Source organism: Bordetella genomosp. 7, from assembly GCF_002261265.1.
Lineage (GTDB): Bacteria > Pseudomonadota > Gammaproteobacteria > Burkholderiales > Burkholderiaceae_B > Bordetella_A.
Genome location: NZ_NEVK01000001.1, coordinates 221,635 through 239,211 on the forward strand (window position 1 = coordinate 221,635; position 17,577 = coordinate 239,211).

Here is a 17,577-nt window from a genome sequence, read left to right on the forward strand (position 1 = left end):
GGCGGGAAAGCTGCATCTCGCGGGACATCGGGATCAGGCAGATCCGCTAGCGGGATCTAGGGTTCAAGCTCGGGTACGTGACCGGCTCGAGTCGGGGTGAGGCGCGGGACTACGGGGTTTGCTGCATGGCAGCGGCTTGTCGCTTCACGGACTCTGCCGAGTGGCTTTGTACCTTGTCTTTGTGCTTGAGGACCTGGCGGTCGACTTTGTCGGCCAGGAGGTCGATGGCTGCGTAAAGGTTTTCATCCACGGCTTCGCAATGGATGTCCTTGCCGCGCAGTCGCATGGTGATTTCGGCTTTATGCCGCAGGGGCTCAACCGAGAGCATGACCTGGGTATCGATCACGTGATCGAAATGCCGCAGCACTCGCGCCAGTTTGTTCATGACATATTCCCGGATGGCCGGGGTGACGTCGAGATGACGACCGCAGATGCTCAGGTTCATAGTGCGCTCTCCTACAAAAAAGAGAAATGGGTGCGCGTATAGCGCGGGGATCGGCTGAATAGGTCTCCTGTGAAAAGGGGTTGGATGGATGGGGCGCGGCGCGCGAAACGCCGGCCTTCAGTACTAGTGTATAGACTCTGTGGGCTAAAACAAGTTGCGTCCGGGCAAGCGGGCGCGCGGCCCCGCAGGGGCCGTACAGGGGTTGCCCCCAGGTTTTGTTACATACGGAAGTGTTCGCCCAGGTAGACGCGGCGCACGGCCGGATCGCCGACGATTTCGTCGGGCTGCCCGTCGGTAAGCACCTTGCCTTCGCTGATGATGTAGGCGCGATCGCAGATGCCCAGGGTTTCGCGCACATTGTGGTCGGTGATCAGCACACCGATGCCGCGGCCCTTCAGAAAACGCACGATGCGCTGGATTTCGATGACGGCGATGGGATCGACGCCCGCGAAGGGCTCGTCGAGCAGGATGAAGCGCGGCCGCGTGGCCAGCGCGCGAGCGATTTCGACGCGGCGCCGCTCGCCGCCCGACAGCGAGATGGCGGCGTTGCCGCGGATGTGGCCGATCTGCAATTCGTCGAGCAGGTTTTCGAGCTGCTCTTTGATCTGCCCGTCGGTAAGGCCGCGGCCGTCGGCGCCGACTTGCAATTCGAGCACGGCGCGGATGTTCTGTTCGACGCTCAGGCGCCGGAACACGGACGCGTCCTGCGGCAGGTACGACAAGCCCATGCGCGCGCGCTTGTGGATGGGCATCGCAGTGATGGGCGCATCGTCGATTTCGATGCGGCCGGCATCGGCGGGCACCAGGCCGACAATCATGTAGAAGCTGGTGGTCTTGCCCGCGCCGTTGGGGCCGAGCAGGCCGACGACTTCACCGCTGTTGACCGACAGCGAGACGTCCTGCACCACGGTGCGGCCGTTGTAGATCTTGCGCAGGCCCGTTGCGCGCAGGCTGCCCTGCTTGACGCCGGAGGCTGATGACAAGTTGGGCGGGGGAGTCTGGGTCATGAGTATGCGAAGAAGAACGGCGGGTGGGCCTTTCAGCCCTGCTTGGCGGCCGAGCCGCGCTTTGCGCGGCATTCGGCGATGGCGGCGTCGGCCTTGGCGCGCGGGGGAGCCAGCGAGCGCACGCGGCCGCCCGGCGCCGATGAGTTTGGCCCGCCCTGGGCCTGGTACACCCCGGTTTTTTCGTTGTAGCGGACACGTTCGCCGCGGATGGTGTCAAACGGCTTGCCGCAGATGAAGCGCGTGACGATGGCCTGGCCGATGAGGTCGAATTCGCCCTTGGTGCTGTTGTACTCGGCGCGCAGGCCCGTGCCCTCGATGACTTCGAAGCTTTCGGGCCGTTCCTGCCGGATGGTCACGATATTGCCTTTGTTGGCGGTGGCGGTGCCGAACTGGTTGCCCGCCGCGTCTTCGTGGGCTTCGAGCCGGTCGGCCGTAAGCTTCATCAGCCCGCGGGTGAGCACGACATTGCCGGTGAAAATGCTCTGGCGCTTGATGTCGTCGTAGTGCAGCGTATCGGACAGGATCAGCGTGCTGGGTTCTTCGGCCGGCGCCGCCTGCTGCGCATGCGCGGCCGCCGCGCCCAGCAACAGGCAAGCGGACAAGGCCCTGGCGGCGAAGGAACGCATCGGGGAAATCAGTGAGTGCATCATGGCGAGGCCTGGGTTGATTCGCCCGAGGGGCGCGTGCGGGTATCGGAGCCGGCGATCTCGACGTCGGTGGAAGCCGACACCTGGAGCTGCCGGGTAGCGTTGTTGTACCGCATGCCGGTGCCGCTCATGCGGGAATTTCCCTTGACCACGACGGCCGGCAGGTCGGTATAGATGACGTCTTCGTCGGGCAGGATGATGAGCTGCTTGCTGCGCACGTCGAGCGCGTCGTTGTTGGCGTCGGCCCGGCGATGCACATGGGCGTTGCCGTTCATGACGATGCGCACGCCGCCGCGCTCCATGATGGCGGTATCGGACGTGGCCACCGTAATGGGGTTGTTTTCTTGCTGGCCGACGGCGCGGGGGGCCGTGACGTGATAGGAATCGTCGTCGGGGAAGTGTTCGGCATAGGTGCCTTCCAGCCGGTTGACGGGCTTGCCGGTGGCGTCGGTGCGCAGCATGACGAAATCGCGCGCCCATGAGTCCATTTCGTGGGTCAGCCTGCGCGGCGGATCGATAGGAATGGCGCGCTGGGCGTAGTCGGCCGCCCACCACGTGCCGACCACGATGGCGATCAGCAGTACCAGGGCGATCAGGGCCGGGAAGCGTTCTTTCATGCCTGAGGCGTTATTGGATGGCGCCGGGGCCGAGCAGGCCGGGCGCCGTCATGAAGGCGCCCAGGCGGCCTTGCGAGGCCAGCAGCAGGTCGCAGCATTCGCGCACGGCGCCGCTGCCGCCAGGCTGCGAGGCCACCCAGTGGGCTGCCTGCGCAATATAGCCCGGCGCATTGGCCACGCTGGCGGCGAATCCGGCGCGTTGCAGGGCCGGCAGGTCGATGATGTCATCGCCCATGAAGCCGGTCTGGTTCAGTTCGACCCCATGGCGCTGGGCAAGTTCCGCCAGCGCTGCGCCCTTGTCGCGCACCCCCTGCAGGACCTCGGCAATGCCCAGTTCGGCGGCACGGCGGTCGACGATGGGGCCCGACCGGCCCGTGACCAGGGCGACTTTCAGCCCGCCCTCGAGCAGCAGGCGCAGCCCATGGCCGTCGTGCGCATGGAAACGCTTGAACAGTTCGCCGCTTTCGCCGTAATACAGGCTGCCGTCGGTGAGCACGCCATCGACGTCGAACACCATCAGGCGAACGGCGGCGGCGCGCTCGCGCACGGCCGGCGAAATGCGGGCCAGGACCAGCGCTTCGGCCGGGTGGGGAGAGAGATTGTGAGGTGGTGTCATGGTCATACTACTTTAGCGGCCATCAGGTCGTGCATGTGCAGGGCGCCCAGCAGGGCGCCGTCGGTATCCAGCACCAGCATCTGGTTCAGGCGCTGTTCGTCCATCTGGCGGGCGGCATCCACCGCCAGCGCGTCGGGACCTATGCTGCGGGGCATGCGGGTCATGCCTTGCGCCACCGTAAGGTTGCGAATATCGCCATGGCGTTCGATCAGGCGGCGCAGGTCGCCGTCGGTGAAGATGCCGGTGGGCTTGCCGGCCGCGTCGAGCACGATGGTCATGCCCATGCCCTTGGCGGACATTTCTTCAAGCGCCGTGAACAGCGCCGCGGATTCGGCCACCGTGGGCAGCGCGGCCCCCTGGCGCATGACGTCGCGCACGTGAGTGAGCAGGCGGCGGCCCAGGGTTCCGCCCGGATGCGAACGGGCGAAGTCTTCGGGGCCGAAGCCGCGCGCTTCCAGGCAGGCCACCGCCAGCGCGTCGCCGAGGGCCATCGCGGTGGTGGTGCTGGCGGTGGGCGCCAGGTTCAGCGGGCAGGCTTCCTGCGCCACGCTGGTGTCCAGGTGCAGGTCGGCCAGGCGCGCCAGCTCGGACGCCGGGTTGCCGGTGATGGCGACCAGGCCGGCCCCCATTCTGCGGGCCACGGGCAGGATGGTCAGCAGTTCCTGGCCCGAGCCGGAATGCGACACCGCGATGAGGACATCGTCGCGGGTGATCATGCCCAGGTCGCCATGGATGGCTTCGGCGGCATGCACGAAGAAAGCCGGCGTGCCGGTCGAGGCAAAGGTGGCGGCGATCTTGCGGGCGATGTGGCCCGTCTTGCCGATGCCGCTGACAACGACCCGGCCTCGACAGGCCAGCAGCATGTCGACCACGCGCGTGAAGTTGTCGTCCAGCCGCGCGGAAAGATCGGCGATGGCCTGGGCTTCGATGCGCAGCGTGCGGCGCGCGGAATCGATCGCCGTGCCGCCAGAGGGGGTGGGATGGTCGGTCATGGGCGGATTTTAATCTCAGTATGGCTGGTTGCCGCCTTACTGGGTGTGTGGCATGCTGGCGCCGCAATTTTCCGTTTCAACTCTCTACCAGGCTCGCGTCATGTCTTCCATTCCCGCGCCCGTGCTGGGCACGCCCCTGTCCGGCTCCGCCGTTCGCGTCATGTTGCTGGGAGCCGGCGAGCTTGGCAAGGAAGTCACCATCGCCCTGCAGCGGCTCGGCGTCGAAGTGGTGGCGGTCGACCGCTATGCCGACGCGCCGGCCCACCAGGTTGCGCACAGGGCCCATGTCGTGTCCATGACCGACCCGGACGCCCTGCGGCGCGTCATCGAGCAAGAGCGCCCCCACGTAATCGTGCCCGAGATCGAGGCCATCGCCACCCAGGTGCTGGCCGAGATCGAAGCCGCCGGAACCGCCCGTGTCACGCCCACGGCCCGCGCCGCGCACTTGACCATGAACCGCGAAGGCATCCGCCGGCTGGCCGCCGAAACCCTGGGCCTGCCGGTGTCGCCTTATCGGTTCGTGGACGCCGAGTCCGAGCTGCGCCGCGCCATCGACGAAGGCATCGGCTACCCTTGCGTGGTAAAGCCCGTCATGTCGTCGTCGGGCAAGGGCCAGTCGGTCATCCATGGCCCCGACGACATCGCCGCGGCCTGGCAGTATTCGCAAGAGGGCGGCCGCGTGGGGGCGGGGCGCGTCATCGTCGAGGGCTTCATCCGGTTCGATTACGAAATCACCCTGCTCACGGTGCGGGCGCGCGCGGCCGACGGCAGCATCCAGACGCATTTCTGCGAACCCATCGGCCATCTGCAGGCCGATGGCGACTACATCGAAAGCTGGCAGCCGCACCCCATGAGCCCCGTGGCGTTGCAGCGCGCGCAGGAAATTGCCCGCGCGGTCACGGGTGAACTGGGCGGCATGGGCGTGTTCGGCGTGGAGCTGTTCGTCGCCGGCGACCAGGTGTGGTTTTCGGAAGTAAGCCCGCGCCCGCACGACACCGGCATGGTCACCATGATCACCCAGGCCCAGAGCGAGTTCGAGCTGCATGCCCGCGCCTTGCTGGGCCTGCCGGTCGATACCTCGCTGCGCCAGCCCGGCGCCAGCAGCGTCATCTACGGCGGCCTGGAGGCTCGCGGCGTATCGTTTCACCACGTGGCCGACGCCCTGGCCGAACAGGGTACCGATATCCGGCTGTTCGGCAAGCCCGAATCGTTCGCCAAGCGCCGCATGGGCGTGGCCCTGGCCACCGACACCGACGCCCAGGCCGCCCGCGCCAAGGCCAAGCGCGTATCCGGCAAGGTGGCCGTCAAGGCCTGACAGATCACCTGCGGGCGCGCCTGCAGGCAGTGGCGCGCGGCCCCGGCTGCGTTGCTTCTTGCCGTCGATGCGAAGGTGTCTGACACCCTTCGGGAGTCAGACACCGAGCCGTCCAGCGCCGGTCTGGTCTGCGCCAGGCCGTCGACGCCAGGGTGTCTGACTCCCGAAGGGTGTCAGACACCGCACCGTTCAGCGCCGATCTGGTCTGCGTCAGGCCGTCGACGCCAGGGTGTCTGACTCCCGAAGGGTGTCAGACACCGCACCGTCCAGCGCCGATCTGGTCTGCGCCAGGCCGTCCGCGCCCGGGTGTCTGACTCCCGAAGGGTGTCAGACACCGCACCGCTGACTCTTATCCTGGTGTAGATATCGCCGCCTTCCAGGCGGCATTTTTGTGGCTTGCTTTTGACTTTGGTTAATACGATAATTTCAGAAATTTCTGAAATTCGCGTAACAAAACATGCCACTCACGCCTCGGACCGAACGTTTCGTGCTGCATTTCGGCGAAATGGGCAGCCGGTGGGGCGTCAATCGCACGGTGGGGCAGATGTACGCCTTGCTGTTCCTGGCGCCGCAGCCGCTCAATGCCGACGATATCGCCGAAGCCCTGGGGTTTTCGCGTTCGAACGTCAGCATGGGGCTCAAAGAGCTGCAGTCATGGCGCCTGGTGAAGCTGGTGCATCAGGTAGGCGACCGCCGCGATTACTTCGAGACCCCGCAAGACGTCTGGGAGATCTTCCGCATCCTGATGGAAGAAAAGCGCAAACGCGAAGTCGACCCCACACTGACACTATTGCGCGACACGCTGCTGGACCCGCCGCGCGGCGAATCCGAGGCGTATGCTCATCAGCGCATGCGCGAGATGCTCGAGTTGATCGAGTTATGCACCGGCTGGTTCGACGAGGTGCATGACCTTCCCCCCGAAACGCTACAAAGCCTGATGAAAATGGGCACCAAGGTGCAGAAGGTTCTGGGGTTTGCCGGCAAGCTGCGAGGCCGGGACTGACATCGCGGCATCACGAAGGATGTGTCGTATGGGTCTGTCGGAAGCGCGCCTGGCGCGCATATGGTTGTACCGGGCCGCCCGCCGCCCCATCGGCGCCAGGGCGATATCGCGGCTTGCCGCGGCTTGCTAGGAAGGCGATTATGTTCGATATCGACGTCGTCAACCTGTCGCGCCTGCAGTTCGCCGCGACAGCGATGTATCACTTCATCTTCGTTCCGCTGACGCTGGGGCTGTCGTTCATCCTGGCCATCATGGAAAGCGTGTATGTCATGACCGGACGCGACATCTGGCGCCGCATGACAATGTTCTGGGGCACGCTGTTCGGCATCAACTTCGCGCTGGGCGTGGCCACCGGTGTGGTCATGGAGTTCCAGTTCGGCATGAACTGGTCGTACTACAGCCACTATGTGGGCGACGTGTTCGGCGCGCCGCTGGCGCTCGAAGGCCTGATGGCGTTCTTCCTGGAAGCGACCTTCGTCGGGCTGTTTTTCTTCGGCTGGGACCGCCTGTCCAGGGTGGGCCACCTGGTGGTGACCTGGCTGGTTGCCTTCGGCACCAACTTCTCGGCCTTGTGGATCCTGATTGCCAACGGCTGGATGCAGAACCCGGTGGGCGCGGTATTCAACCCCGACACCATGCGCATGGAAATGACCGACTTTGTCGCGGTGCTGCTGAACCCCGTGGCCCAGGCCAAGTTCGTGCATACCGTCAGTGCGGGTTATGTCGCGGGCGCGATGTTCGTGATGTCGATCAGCGCGTGGTATCTGCTGCGGCGTCGCCATGTCGACCTGGCCAAGCGTTCGATGGCCGTGGCCGCCAGCTTCGGCCTGGCGTCCGCGCTGTCGGTCGTGGTGCTGGGCGACGAAAGCGGCTACCTGACCACCGAGCACCAGAAAATGAAGATCGCCGCGATCGAGGCCATGTGGCACACGGAGCCCGCGCCGGCCAGCTTCAACCTGTTTGCCATTCCCAACCAGGCAGAGCGCAAGAACGACTACGCCATCGAGATTCCCTGGGTGATGGGCATCATCGGCACGCGGTCGCTGACCACGCCGATGCTGGGCATCGACGACCTGGTGCGGCGCGCCGAGGTACGCATCCGCGAAGGCCTGGTGGCCTACGAGGCCATGCAGCGCATACGCGCCAACCCCGACGATACCGAGGCGCGGATGACGCTGGACCGCACCTGGCCCGAGCTGGGCTATGCGTTGCTGGTCAAGCGCCACCAGCCCGACCTGAGCAAGGTCACCGACGCAGACATTGCACGGGCCGCGCAGGATACGGTTCCGCATGTGGCGCCGCTGTTCTGGGCGTTCCGCATCATGGTGGCGGTGGGCATGTACCTGATCCTGTTCTTCGCGGTGGCGTTCTGGCTGGCGTCGCGCGGGCAACTGGACCGCCGCCCTGGCCTGCTGAAAGTGGCCCTGTGGAGCCTGCCGCTGCCCTGGGTGGCCATTGAAGCCGGCTGGTTCGTGGCCGAGTACGGACGCCAGCCGTGGGTGATCGAAGGCGTGCTGCCCACTTACTACGCCGCTTCGGGCCTGACGGTAAGCGACCTGGTGATCAGCCTGAGCATCTTCGTGTCGCTGTACACCGTGCTGCTGGTGATCGGCGTGAAGGTGATGCTGCATGCCATCAAGGCCGGGCCCAAGTCGGATCAGCCGCCGCGTCCGGCGCAGGCCGATCCGGTTTCCGCCGCTGTCGACGCATATTGATAACGGAGCGCGCAAATGGAAAGTCTGATTCCTTTTGACTATGCCGCCTTGAGAGTGATCTGGTGGGCGCTGCTGGGCGTGCTGCTGATCGGGTTTGCGGTGATGGACGGCTTCGACCTGGGCATCGCCGCATTGCTGCCGGTGGTGGCCCGTACCGACATAGAGCGGCGCGTGGTCATCAACGTCGTGGGGCCGGTGTGGGAAGGCAACCAGGTCTGGCTGATCACCGGGGGCGGGGCCATTTTCGCGGCGTGGCCGCTGCTGTATGCCTCGTCGTTTTCGGGCTTTTACATGGCCATGATGCTGGTGCTGGTTGCCCTGATCGTGCGGCCGGTGGGCTTCAAGTACCGCAGCAAGATGGAGGGCACCCGCTGGCGCAGCACATGGGACCGCGTGCTGTGCGCGTCGGGTGTGCTGACGTCGCTGGTGTTCGGGGTGGCCATGGGCAACCTGATCGTGGGCGTGCCTTTCGGCTTTGACGCGAACATGCTGCGCCCACAGTATTACGGCCATTTCTACCAGCTGTTCAGCCCCTTTGCCCTGCTGGCGGGGGTGTTGAGCGTGGCCATGCTGGTCATGCACGGCGCGGTGCAGCTCGTATGGCGCACCGACGGCGTGGTTGCGCAACGCGCGCGACGCGCCGGCCGCCTGGCGGCGCTGGCGACGGCGGCGCTGTTCGTCGCGGGGGGCTTCTGGGTGGCATACGGCATTGACGGGCACATCATTACCAGCATCCCCAATACGCTGGCGCCGTCCGACCCGGCGAGCAAGACCGTGGCGCTGCAGCCCGGCGGCTGGCTGGCCAACTTCGGCAAGTGGCCGCTGGCCTGGGTGGCGCCCGCTCTGGGCGTGGGCGGCGCTCTGCTGGTGGCGGCGCTGCTGGGGCGCTGCCGCGACGGCCTGATGTTCATCATTTCGTCATTGGCGGTCAGTGGCGTGATCCTGACAGTGGGGCTGGCGCTGTTTCCGTTCCTGATGCCTTCGTCGGCCGACCCGCGCTTCGGGCTTACGGTGTGGGACGCATCGTCCAGCCGCCTGACGCTATGGATCATGTTGCTGGCCACGGCGTTTTTCATGCCCATCATCACGATGTACACCGCCTGGGTATATCGCGTGATGCGCGGCAAGGTCAGCGCCGAGTCGGTCGACGGCACGCCCAATTCTTACTAGGAGCCCGCACGCATGTGGTATTTCTCGTGGATACTCGGTTTGAGCCTGGCGTGCGCCTTTGCCATTCTTAATGCCATGTGGTTTGAATTGCGCGAAGGCGGCGAGCACGATCCTGCCAGGCCGCCCGGCAAGTGAGCCGCCCGCCCGGCCATGTGCCGGACCCCGCCGTGCCGGCCGGCCAGGCCACGCGTGAACAGGGGCGTTGGCTGGCCGCGCAGGCGCGCCGGGTGCGCGCGCCCCTGGCCGTGGCGGCCGGATCGCCGCTGTTGGGGGGCATTTTGCTGGTGGCGCAGGCCTGGTTGCTGGCGCGGGTGCTGGACGCGGCCATCGCACAAGGCGCGCTGCGCGCCCAACTGGCGCCCGCCATCGGCGCGATCGCGGCGTTGATTCTGGCGCGCGCGGCGCTGGCATGGCTGGGCGAGCGCGCCGGGGCACGGGCCGCCGAGGCAATCAAGCAGCGGGTGCGGCTGGCGTTATTCGACAGGCTGGTGGCGCATGGGCCGCAATGGTCGCGCGCGCGGGTGTCGGGCGAGCTGGCCAGCGCCATCGTCGACCAGGTCGAGGCGCTGGACGGATTTTTCTCGCGCTATTTGCCGTCGGCTGTGGCCGCGGCCGTGCTGCCGGTGGCGTTTGCCGTGGTGCTGCTGCCGCTGGATATCGTGGCGGGCCTGCTGTTGCTGGTGACGGCGCCCTTGATTCCCCTTTTCATGGCGCTGGTGGGGTGGGGGGCCGAGGCTGCCAGCCGTCGCCACCTGCAGGCCTTCGCGCGCCTGTCCGGCTTTTTTGCCGACAGGCTGCGCGGCCTGTCGACCTTGAAACTATATGGCCGCGCCGAAGCCGAGGCGCGCTCGGTCGCCGCCGCAAGCGATGCCGTACGGCGGCGCACGATGGCGGTGCTGCGCATTGCATTCCTGTCGTCTGCCGTGCTGGAGTTCTTCGCGGCGCTGGGCGTGGCCGGCATGGCGGTGTACTTCGGGCTGACCTACCTGGGCTTTCTGGACGTGCGCGGTTCGCCGCTGACATTGCACGTGGGCTTCTTCTGCCTGCTGATGGCCCCGGAAGCGTATGCGCCGCTGCGGCAGTTCGCCGCGCATTACCACGACCGCGCCGCCGCCCGCGCGGCCGTGTCCCAGATCGCCGCGGCATTTGACGGCTTGCCCGACCCGGCCGACGGCGACCCGGAAGACAGCCACCCGGCGGCGTCCCCGCGTGGCCACGGGCGCCAGACCCCAGATCGCGCGTCGAGGTGTCAGACACCCCATGCGGCCGTTGTTGGGTGTCAGACACCCCCTGCCGCGGCGGCGCTCGAGGCAGGGCATTCGCAGGGGTGTCTGACACCGTCGCAGGAGCATGCGACAGCGGGTACCGATGCACTGGCCGTTGTTGGGTGTCAGACACCCCCTGCCGCAGCGGCGCTCGAGGCAGGGCGTTCGCAGGGGTGTCTGACACCGTTGCAGGAGCGTGCGGCACCGGATACCGATGCGGCCGTTGTTGGGTGTCAGACACCCCCTGCCGCAGCGGCGCTCGAGGCAGGGCGTTCGCAGGGGTGTCTGACACCGTTGCAGGAGCGTGCGGCACCGGATACCGATGCGCTGGCCGTTGTTGGGTGTCAGACACCCTCTGCCGCAGCGGCGCTCGAGGCAGGGCATTCGCAGGGGTGTCTGACACCGTTGCAGGAGCGTGCGACAGCGGATACCGATGCGGCCGTTGTTGGGTGTCAGACACCCCCTGCCGCAGCGGCGCTCGAGGCAGGGCATTCGCAGGGGTGTCTGACACCGTCACCGGAGCGTCGGACACCTGCCCCCGCCACGGGGGCGGCGGTGTGTGCCGACGCGTTGACGATTTATGCCCCGGGCCGCGCGGGGGCGATCATAGACGGGGCGCGGCTGGCCTTGGAGCCCGGCGCCCACGTCGCGCTGATGGGGCCCAGCGGGGCGGGCAAGACGACGCTGCTCGAGACCCTGTGCCGCCTGCGCGCAGGGGCGGGCCAGGTCATTCTCGACGGCGTTCCGCTGGCAGCGTGGAACGAACCCGCCTTGCGCGAACGCGTGGCGTTGGTGGGCCAGCGGCCATACCTGTACGCGGGCAGCATCGCCGACAACATCCGGCTGGGCCGGGCCGATGCCACCGATGCGCAAGTGCGTGAAGCCGCCCGGCGTGCGTGTGTGCTGGAATTTGCCGATGCGATGCCCCTGGGGCTGGATACTCCCCTGGGAAGCCGTGGGCATGGCCTGTCGGGCGGGCAGGCGCAGCGCGTGGCGCTGGCGCGCCTGTTTCTTCGCGACCCCGGCCTGGTTCTGCTGGACGAGCCCACCTCGCATCTGGACGAGGCCGCGCAGGCGCGCGTCATGGATGAAGTCCTGGCCTTTGCGCAGGGGCGCACCCTTGTGCTGGCCACGCACGCGCCGGCGGTGGCCCGCCGGCTGCCCCGAATGCTGCGCCTGGCGCACGGCAGGCTGGAGCCGGCATGAAAACACTATGGCTGCTGCTGCCCCTGTATCGCCGGCGCGTCGTCGGCCTGGCCGCGGCGCTGGTGTTGGCGCTGGTGACGATCGCGGCAGGCGTGGGCTTGCTGGGCGTGTCCGGGTGGTTCCTGAGCGCCGCGGCCCTGGCCGGCGCCGGCACCGTTTTCAACCTGTTCGTGCCGTCGGCGCTGGTGCGGCTGCTGTCGTTCGTGCGGATCGCATCGCGCTATGCCGAGCGGCTGGTGGGGCACGCCGCCACGCTGCGCCTGCTGACCGACCTGCGCGCCAGCGTGTTCGACGCGTTGGTCGCACTTACGCCGCGGCAACTGAGCCGCTATCGGGGCGGCGATCTGGTGGCGCGCCTGACGGGCGACGTCGACGCCCTGGATACTGTGTTCCTGAACGTGCTGGCGCCGTTGACGACGGCGGCGCTGGCGGCCGCCCTGCTTGCGGCGGTGGTGGGGCGCTGGACCCCTGAAGGCGCGTGGATCCTGGCCGCTGCCATGCTTGCCGCCTGCCTGGCGGTGCCGGCCTGGCAGGCGTGGGCGGGCCGGCAGGCCGGGCGCGACATCCAGGAGCGTCATGCGCAGTTGCGCGCCGCGACGCTGGACGTGGTGGAAGGCCATGCCGACGTGGTCGCATGGCATGCCGCGGCTCAGGTGCGCGGCGCTTATGCGCGGCACTGCGAGCAAGCAGCCGGCGCGCGCTGGGCGCAGGTGCGGGTGGCCGCGGGCGGCCTGTGGGCGCTGCAAGTGCTGTCGGGCGCCGGGATGCTGGCCGTGCTGTGGTTCGGCCTGGCGGCCCAGGCCGAGCAAAGGCTGGCCGGCCCCGTGCTGGCCGGGCTGGTGCTGGCCGCCATCGGGCTGTTCGAAGTGCTTGGTCCGCTGATGCGGGGGGCTGCCCGGTTGGGCGGATCCGTGGCCGCCGCGCAGCGCATTCATGCGATTACCGCACAGCGGCCCGCGCGGGAAGATCCGCAGGAACCGCAGGCCCTGCCCGATCGGGGCGCCATCGAGTTCGACGCCGTGCGCTATGCCTATCCGGGCCCGGCGGGGCTGCCCGGACTGCCCGTGCTCGACGGTGTGAGTCTGCGTATCGAGCCCGGCGAGCGCGTGGCCATTGTCGGGCCCAGCGGCGGCGGCAAATCCACGTTGCTGCATGTGCTGCTGCGCCTGGAAGATCCGCAGGCGGGCAGCGTGCGCTACGGCGGCGTAGACCTGCGCCGGGCGGCCCAGGCCGACTGGCATCGCCGCGTGGCCTGGCTGGCGCAGGATGCGCCGGTGTTCCTGGGCACTGTGCGCACCAATCTGCTGATCGGCGCGCCCGACGCGAGCGATGCCGCGCTCTGGGCAGCGCTGGACGCCGCCGGCCTGGCGAACTTTGTGCGGGCCCTGCCCGGCGGGCTGGACAGCTGGGTCGGGGAAACGGGCGCCACCCTGTCGGCGGGCCAGGCGCGCCGCCTGTGCCTGGCGCGCGCGCTGCTGGCCCCCGCGCCTGTGCTGGTGCTGGATGAACCCACCGCCGGCCTGGACGCCACCGCGCAGGAGGCATTCTTCCGCGATCTGGGTCGCGCCGCGCAGGGGCGTACCGTGCTGCTCGTGACCCACGCGGCGCTGCCGCCGGGTACGGTGCACCGATGCCTGGCGTTGCGTGGCGGCCGCCTGGCGGCCGTCGCGCTGGCCTAAGCCCGGCGGCACGGTTATAGTTCGCCTTGCTTCACTTTTCCGGGGCGTTCCCATGCAGACTGATACTGCCGAACTCATCCGGCGCACTATCCGCAGCGTTCCCGACTGGCCCCGCCCCGGGGTCGTGTTCCGCGATATCACGCCACTGCTACAAGACCCGCGCACCTTCCGCGTGCTTATCGACCTGTTCGTCTACCGTTATATGCGGCAAAGGCTGGACCTGGTGGCTGGCGTGGACGCGCGCGGCTTTATCGTGGGCAGTGTGCTGGCCTACGAGCTGAACCTGGGTTTCGTGCCGGTGCGCAAAGAGGGCAAGCTGCCTTATCGCACGGTGGCCGAGTCCTATAGCCTTGAATACGGCAATTCCACGGTCGAGATGCATACCGACGCGGTGCGCACCGGCCAGCGCGTCTTGCTGGTCGACGACCTGATCGCCACTGGCGGCACCATGCTGGCGGCCATCAAGCTGTTGCAGCGCCTGGGGGCCAATGTGGTCGAGGCCGCCGCCATTATCGACCTGCCCGAGCTGGGCGGTTCGGGCAAGGTTGCCGCCACCGGCACGCCGCTGTTCACGGTGTGCAGCTTCGATGGCGCCGCCTGACGACCGGCGCCGCCGTACAGGCCGGATGCGCCCGCAACCGTTACGCAAGCCTCTTTGCTGACGCTATGTCCGAAGAAATTCCTCGTAAAACGCGCGCCCAGGTGCGCGACGAACTGGCCGCGGCCAAGCGGGCCGGTGAGGTCTCGTTTGGCGAGCTGGATTATCCGCCGCCCGTCGCGCCGGCCGGTTCGCACAAGACCCGTTCTGAGGTGCGCGCCGAACTTGCGCAGGCGCGGGCCTCGGGCGAGCTGTCTTTCGGCGAGCTGGACTATCCCCCCGAGCCGCCCGTAGCCGCGGGCAAGACGCGCGCCCAGGTGCGCGCCGAGCTTGCCGCCGCCAAAGAGGCCGGCGAAGTCGGCTTCGGCGAACTGGATTATCCGCCCGACGGCCGCTAGTTGGTCTTGTTCGCCGCCATTGGCCGGCGTCGCCGCTACAAGAACAGCCGGTAGGCCGGATTGTCGGTTTCGTTCCAGTGCGGGTAGCCCAGCTCGGCCACGAAGCTCTTGAATTGCTTCTTGTCGGAGGGCGGCACCTGGATGCCGATCAGGATCTGGCCGTAGTCGGCGCCCTGATTACGGTAATGGAACAGGCTGATGTTCCAGTCGGGGTTCATGGCGCTTAGAAAGCGCATCAGTGCGCCCGGGCGTTCGGGAAATTCGAAGCGATACAGCAGCTCGTTGCTGGCGAGCGAGGACCGGCCGCCCACCATATGGCGCAAGTGAGTCTTGGCCATTTCATCGTGGGTGAGGTCCAGCGTGTCGAAGCCGTGGCGACGGAAGTTTGCGGCGATCTTGTCCGACTCGGATGGCGAGGCAACCTGCAGGCCCACGAATACGTGGGCGCGCGCGGGGTCGGAAATGCGGTAGTTGAACTCCGTCACGCTGCGGTGCCCCACCAGTTCGCAGAAGCGCCGGAAGCTGCCTCGCTGTTCGGGCATGCTGACTGCGAAAACCGCTTCGCGCATTTCGCCCACTTCGGCGCGTTCGGCCACGAAGCGCAGGCGGTCGAAGTTCATGTTGGCGCCGCAGGCGATGGCAACAAGAGTGGCGCCCTTGAGCTTGTGCGTGGCGGCATATTGCTTGGCGGCGGCCACCGCCATGGCGCCGGCGGGCTCGAGCACGCTGCGGGTATCCTGGAATACGTCTTTGATGGCCGCGCAGATGGCGTCGGTGTCGACCACCACGAAATCGTCGACATACTGGCGGGTCAGGCGGAACGTTTCGGCGCCGACCATCTTCACGGCGGTGCCATCGGAGAACAGGCCCACATCGTTGAGCTGCACGCGGCGCCCCGCGCGCACGCTGCGCAGCATGGCGTCGGAGTCATCGGTCTGCACGCCGATGATCTTGATCTCGGGGCGCAGCTGCTTGACGTAGGCGGCGATACCCGACACCAGCCCGCCGCCGCCGATGGCCACGAAAATGGCATCGATGGGGCCGGGATGCTGGCGCAGGATCTCCATGCCCACCGTACCCTGCCCGGCGATGACGTCAGGGTCGTCGAAAGGGTGCACGAAGGTAAGCTTTTCTTTCTTCTCGAGCGTCTGGGCGTGCTCGTAGGCATCCGTGAAGCTCTCGCCGGCCAGCACGACTTCGCCGCCCAGGCGCCGCACCGCGTCTATCTTGACTTGCGGGCTGGTGGTGGGCATGACGATGACGGCCCGGCAGCCCAGCCGCGATGCAGCCAGCGCGACCCCCTGCGCATGGTTACCCGCCGAGGCGGCGATGACGCCCCGGTTGCGCGCCGCGGGTGGCAGGTTGGCCATTTTGTTGTACGCCCCGCGCAGCTTGAAGCTGAAAACCGCCTGGGTATCTTCACGCTTGAGCAGCACCGTGTTCGAAATTCGCTGGGACAGCAGGGGAGCGGGGTCTAGCGGGGATTCGACGGCGACGTCATAGACCTTCGAGGTCAGGATGCGTTTTAGATAATCGGCGGACATAGTGGCTTTGGGGCCGCGTGTAGGAAGGTTGAAGCGGTGGGGGGATTATTGCATGCGGCATTTGGGGAGGAGGTGTTCCTTCTGATGACGTCGCGGGGGGAGGGGGCGCGAAGCCCGGCTTCACGGTGCCGTCGGGCGCCCTGTGCGCCCGGCCCGCCCGCGCCGCCCTGCGCGGCGCGGGCGGGCCATTCGGGCAAGGATTGTGTCGGGGATTTGTATATGCGGGGTGGTGTCAGACACCGAGGGCATGGGTTGATGCCTGACCCGAGAAAATTGGTCGGTGTCTGACACCTGGAGTGCGATAGGCGCTTGCTTGATGCGAGGTGTCAGACACCGAGGGCATTGGTGGATGTCTGAGCCGAGAAAATTCGTCGGTGTCAGACACCGGGAGCGCATCGGCATATCCATCGATCGGCGCCAGCCACCGGCCCACACGCCATCCCCATCCCCTATGCGAATGCATTTTCCAGGCCGCGCAGGGCGGCCCGGAAAATGCGGCCCTGTGCGATTTTCCCTTCCACGCCAATGCGGCGTTCAACATGCAAGAATCCGATCCGCCCCGGCGATGCATCATCGGTATTCCACTGCGAGTCGTGGGCGGGAGGCGTGGGGCCGCGGCGCCTCGGGGGCGGATCGGGCGCGCGGGGCGCCCGACGGCCCCGTGAAGCCAAGGCCCCACGCCTCCCGCCCACGACGCCAACAGAACCCCAACACCCCCCCAAAAACGCCACCCCAAACCAGCTAAACTGCCGCCCATCATGGAAGAAAGCCTGCTGAACGCCGTACATTGGATGCTGGCGCTGGTGGCGTTGCCCGTGGTCGGATTGCCGGCCATTTTCGTGGTCAGCGTCATTTCGGCGACCCTCTTGCCGCTGGGCTCCGAGCCGGCGGTTTTCGGCTTTGTGAAGCTGGCGCCCGACATGTTCTGGCCGGCCGTACTGGTCGCCACCGCCGGCAACACCATCGGCGGAGCCATTAGTTACGCCATGGGCCTGGGCGTCCACCGCGCCCTGGAACGATGGCGGGAAAAACACCCCCACCCGCATCCCGACGGGCACCCTGGCCACCCCGGCGGGCCCGCCGACCGCATGCGCGGGCGCTGGCACCTGCATGCCCACGACTGGCTGCACCGGATCGGCCCGCCGGCCCTGCTGCTGTCGTGGCTGCCGGCCGTGGGCGACCCGCTGTGCGCCGTGGCGGGCTGGCTGCGCCTGGCGTTCTGGCCGTGCGTGCTGTACATGGCCATCGGCAAGTTTGCCCGGTACACCATCATGACGGCCGGCCTGCTGTGGTTCTTTCCGCAGCCCGTGTAGGCCTCTCGCACGCGGCGCCGCGACGGCGCTGCCGGCGTCCGGTCCGG

Annotated in this window: 17 protein-coding genes and 1 pseudogene; 11 read left to right on the plus strand and 7 right to left on the minus strand. The window is 67.4% G+C overall.

Annotation, left to right across the window (positions count from 1 at the left end; genetic code table 11):
• Positions 1-109: 109 nt before the first annotated feature.
• The 6 genes from hpf to CAL19_RS01085 all read right to left on the minus strand — a co-directional run bounded on the left by hpf (position 110) and on the right by CAL19_RS01085 (position 4,324).
• Positions 110-445 carry a ribosome hibernation-promoting factor, HPF/YfiA family gene (hpf, locus tag CAL19_RS01060; protein ID WP_026640794.1) on the minus strand — a complete coding sequence of 112 codons (336 nt, stop codon included), beginning with the start codon at positions 443-445 and terminating at the stop codon, positions 110-112.
• A gap of 218 nt (positions 446-663) precedes the next feature.
• Entirely contained in the window at positions 664-1,452 is a 789-nt protein-coding gene (gene lptB, locus CAL19_RS01065) for an LPS export ABC transporter ATP-binding protein (protein ID WP_026640793.1), read from the minus strand.
• Between the two features lie 32 nt (positions 1,453-1,484).
• The gene (gene lptA, locus CAL19_RS01070; protein WP_094795778.1) at positions 1,485-2,102 is read right to left on the minus strand and encodes a lipopolysaccharide transport periplasmic protein LptA; all 618 of its coding nucleotides are present in this window, start codon (positions 2,100-2,102) and stop codon (positions 1,485-1,487) included.
• On the minus strand, positions 2,099-2,716 hold the full coding sequence (gene lptC, locus CAL19_RS01075) for an LPS export ABC transporter periplasmic protein LptC (protein ID WP_026640791.1): 618 nt from the start codon (positions 2,714-2,716) through the stop codon (positions 2,099-2,101). The genes lptA and lptC overlap by 4 nt, the downstream gene beginning before the upstream one ends.
• 10 nt (positions 2,717-2,726) lie before the next feature.
• Entirely contained in the window at positions 2,727-3,338 is a 612-nt protein-coding gene (locus tag CAL19_RS01080; protein ID WP_026640790.1) for a KdsC family phosphatase, read from the minus strand.
• Positions 3,335-4,324: a KpsF/GutQ family sugar-phosphate isomerase gene (locus CAL19_RS01085; RefSeq protein ID WP_094795779.1), complete on the minus strand. Its 990-nt coding sequence runs from the start codon at positions 4,322-4,324 to the stop codon at positions 3,335-3,337. The genes CAL19_RS01080 and CAL19_RS01085 overlap by 4 nt, the downstream gene beginning before the upstream one ends.
• 100 nt (positions 4,325-4,424) lie before the next feature.
• Between CAL19_RS01085 and purT the strand changes: the two genes are divergently transcribed.
• The 10 genes and pseudogenes from purT to CAL19_RS01135 all read left to right on the plus strand — a co-directional run bounded on the left by purT (position 4,425) and on the right by CAL19_RS01135 (position 14,673).
• Positions 4,425-5,639, plus strand: a complete 1,215-nt coding sequence (gene purT, locus CAL19_RS01090) for a formate-dependent phosphoribosylglycinamide formyltransferase (protein WP_094795780.1) — start codon at positions 4,425-4,427, stop codon at positions 5,637-5,639.
• A gap of 457 nt (positions 5,640-6,096) precedes the next feature.
• Positions 6,097-6,642: a GbsR/MarR family transcriptional regulator gene (locus CAL19_RS01095; protein ID WP_026640787.1), complete on the plus strand. Its 546-nt coding sequence runs from the start codon at positions 6,097-6,099 to the stop codon at positions 6,640-6,642.
• 140 nt (positions 6,643-6,782) lie between these two features.
• Entirely contained in the window at positions 6,783-8,357 is a 1,575-nt protein-coding gene (locus CAL19_RS01100) for a cytochrome ubiquinol oxidase subunit I (protein WP_094795781.1), read from the plus strand.
• A 15-nt stretch (positions 8,358-8,372) separates the two neighbouring features.
• Entirely contained in the window at positions 8,373-9,527 is a 1,155-nt protein-coding gene (cydB, locus tag CAL19_RS01105) for a cytochrome d ubiquinol oxidase subunit II (RefSeq protein ID WP_026640785.1), read from the plus strand.
• Positions 9,528-9,539: 12 nt separating this feature from the next.
• Complete coding sequence (gene cydX, locus CAL19_RS01110; RefSeq protein ID WP_094795782.1) at positions 9,540-9,662, plus strand: cytochrome bd-I oxidase subunit CydX; 123 nt, start codon at positions 9,540-9,542, stop codon at positions 9,660-9,662.
• Positions 9,659-11,998, plus strand: a complete 2,340-nt coding sequence (locus tag CAL19_RS19775; protein ID WP_249276234.1) for an ABC transporter ATP-binding protein/permease — start codon at positions 9,659-9,661, stop codon at positions 11,996-11,998. Before cydX ends, CAL19_RS19775 begins: the two co-directional genes overlap by 4 nt.
• A complete protein-coding gene (gene cydC, locus CAL19_RS01125) occupies positions 11,995-13,677 on the plus strand; it encodes a thiol reductant ABC exporter subunit CydC (RefSeq protein WP_094795783.1) in 1,683 nt (560 codons plus the stop codon). The genes CAL19_RS19775 and cydC overlap by 4 nt, the downstream gene beginning before the upstream one ends.
• Before the next feature lie 52 nt (positions 13,678-13,729).
• A complete protein-coding gene (locus CAL19_RS01130) occupies positions 13,730-14,278 on the plus strand; it encodes an adenine phosphoribosyltransferase (protein WP_026639455.1) in 549 nt (182 codons plus the stop codon).
• Positions 14,254-14,343, plus strand: a pseudogene (locus CAL19_RS19920) (hypothetical protein); the annotation flags it as partial. The gene CAL19_RS01130 and the pseudogene CAL19_RS19920, both read left to right, overlap by 25 nt.
• Entirely contained in the window at positions 14,344-14,673 is a 330-nt protein-coding gene (locus CAL19_RS01135; protein ID WP_094795784.1) for a DUF4148 domain-containing protein, read from the plus strand.
• A gap of 35 nt (positions 14,674-14,708) precedes the next feature.
• Here the strand turns inward: CAL19_RS01135 and ilvA are convergent, their stop codons facing one another.
• Positions 14,709-16,217 (minus strand): threonine ammonia-lyase, biosynthetic, encoded by a 1,509-nt coding sequence (ilvA, locus tag CAL19_RS01140; RefSeq protein WP_094795785.1) that lies wholly within the window; start codon positions 16,215-16,217, stop codon positions 14,709-14,711.
• Between the two features lie 758 nt (positions 16,218-16,975).
• Between ilvA and CAL19_RS01145 the strand changes: the two genes are divergently transcribed.
• A complete protein-coding gene (locus tag CAL19_RS01145) occupies positions 16,976-17,530 on the plus strand; it encodes a YqaA family protein (RefSeq protein ID WP_094795786.1) in 555 nt (184 codons plus the stop codon).
• Positions 17,531-17,577 lie beyond the last annotated feature (47 nt).

What these genes read in the sequence shown, in the direction of transcription:
- lptB (WP_026640793.1), bottom strand. Translation starts at nt 1,452, where the DNA reads ATGACCCAGACTCCCCCGCCCAACTTGTCATCAGCCTCCGGCGTCAAG.
- lptA (WP_094795778.1), bottom strand. Translation starts at nt 2,102, where the DNA reads ATGATGCACTCACTGATTTCCCCGATGCGTTCCTTCGCCGCCAGGGCC.
- CAL19_RS01080 (WP_026640790.1), bottom strand. Translation starts at nt 3,338, where the DNA reads ATGACCATGACACCACCTCACAATCTCTCTCCCCACCCGGCCGAAGCG.
- ilvA (WP_094795785.1), bottom strand. Translation starts at nt 16,217, where the DNA reads ATGTCCGCCGATTATCTAAAACGCATCCTGACCTCGAAGGTCTATGAC.
- cydC (WP_094795783.1), top strand. Translation starts at nt 11,995, where the DNA reads ATGAAAACACTATGGCTGCTGCTGCCCCTGTATCGCCGGCGCGTCGTC.
- cydX (WP_094795782.1), top strand. Translation starts at nt 9,540, where the DNA reads ATGTGGTATTTCTCGTGGATACTCGGTTTGAGCCTGGCGTGCGCCTTT.
- CAL19_RS01130 (WP_026639455.1), top strand. Translation starts at nt 13,730, where the DNA reads ATGCAGACTGATACTGCCGAACTCATCCGGCGCACTATCCGCAGCGTT.
- CAL19_RS01135 (WP_094795784.1), top strand. Translation starts at nt 14,344, where the DNA reads ATGTCCGAAGAAATTCCTCGTAAAACGCGCGCCCAGGTGCGCGACGAA.
- purT (WP_094795780.1), top strand. Translation starts at nt 4,425, where the DNA reads ATGTCTTCCATTCCCGCGCCCGTGCTGGGCACGCCCCTGTCCGGCTCC.
- hpf (WP_026640794.1), bottom strand. Translation starts at nt 445, where the DNA reads ATGAACCTGAGCATCTGCGGTCGTCATCTCGACGTCACCCCGGCCATC.
- CAL19_RS01085 (WP_094795779.1), bottom strand. Translation starts at nt 4,324, where the DNA reads ATGACCGACCATCCCACCCCCTCTGGCGGCACGGCGATCGATTCCGCG.
- CAL19_RS01095 (WP_026640787.1), top strand. Translation starts at nt 6,097, where the DNA reads ATGCCACTCACGCCTCGGACCGAACGTTTCGTGCTGCATTTCGGCGAA.
- CAL19_RS01145 (WP_094795786.1), top strand. Translation starts at nt 16,976, where the DNA reads ATGGAAGAAAGCCTGCTGAACGCCGTACATTGGATGCTGGCGCTGGTG.
- cydB (WP_026640785.1), top strand. Translation starts at nt 8,373, where the DNA reads ATGGAAAGTCTGATTCCTTTTGACTATGCCGCCTTGAGAGTGATCTGG.
- CAL19_RS01100 (WP_094795781.1), top strand. Translation starts at nt 6,783, where the DNA reads ATGTTCGATATCGACGTCGTCAACCTGTCGCGCCTGCAGTTCGCCGCG.
- lptC (WP_026640791.1), bottom strand. Translation starts at nt 2,716, where the DNA reads ATGAAAGAACGCTTCCCGGCCCTGATCGCCCTGGTACTGCTGATCGCC.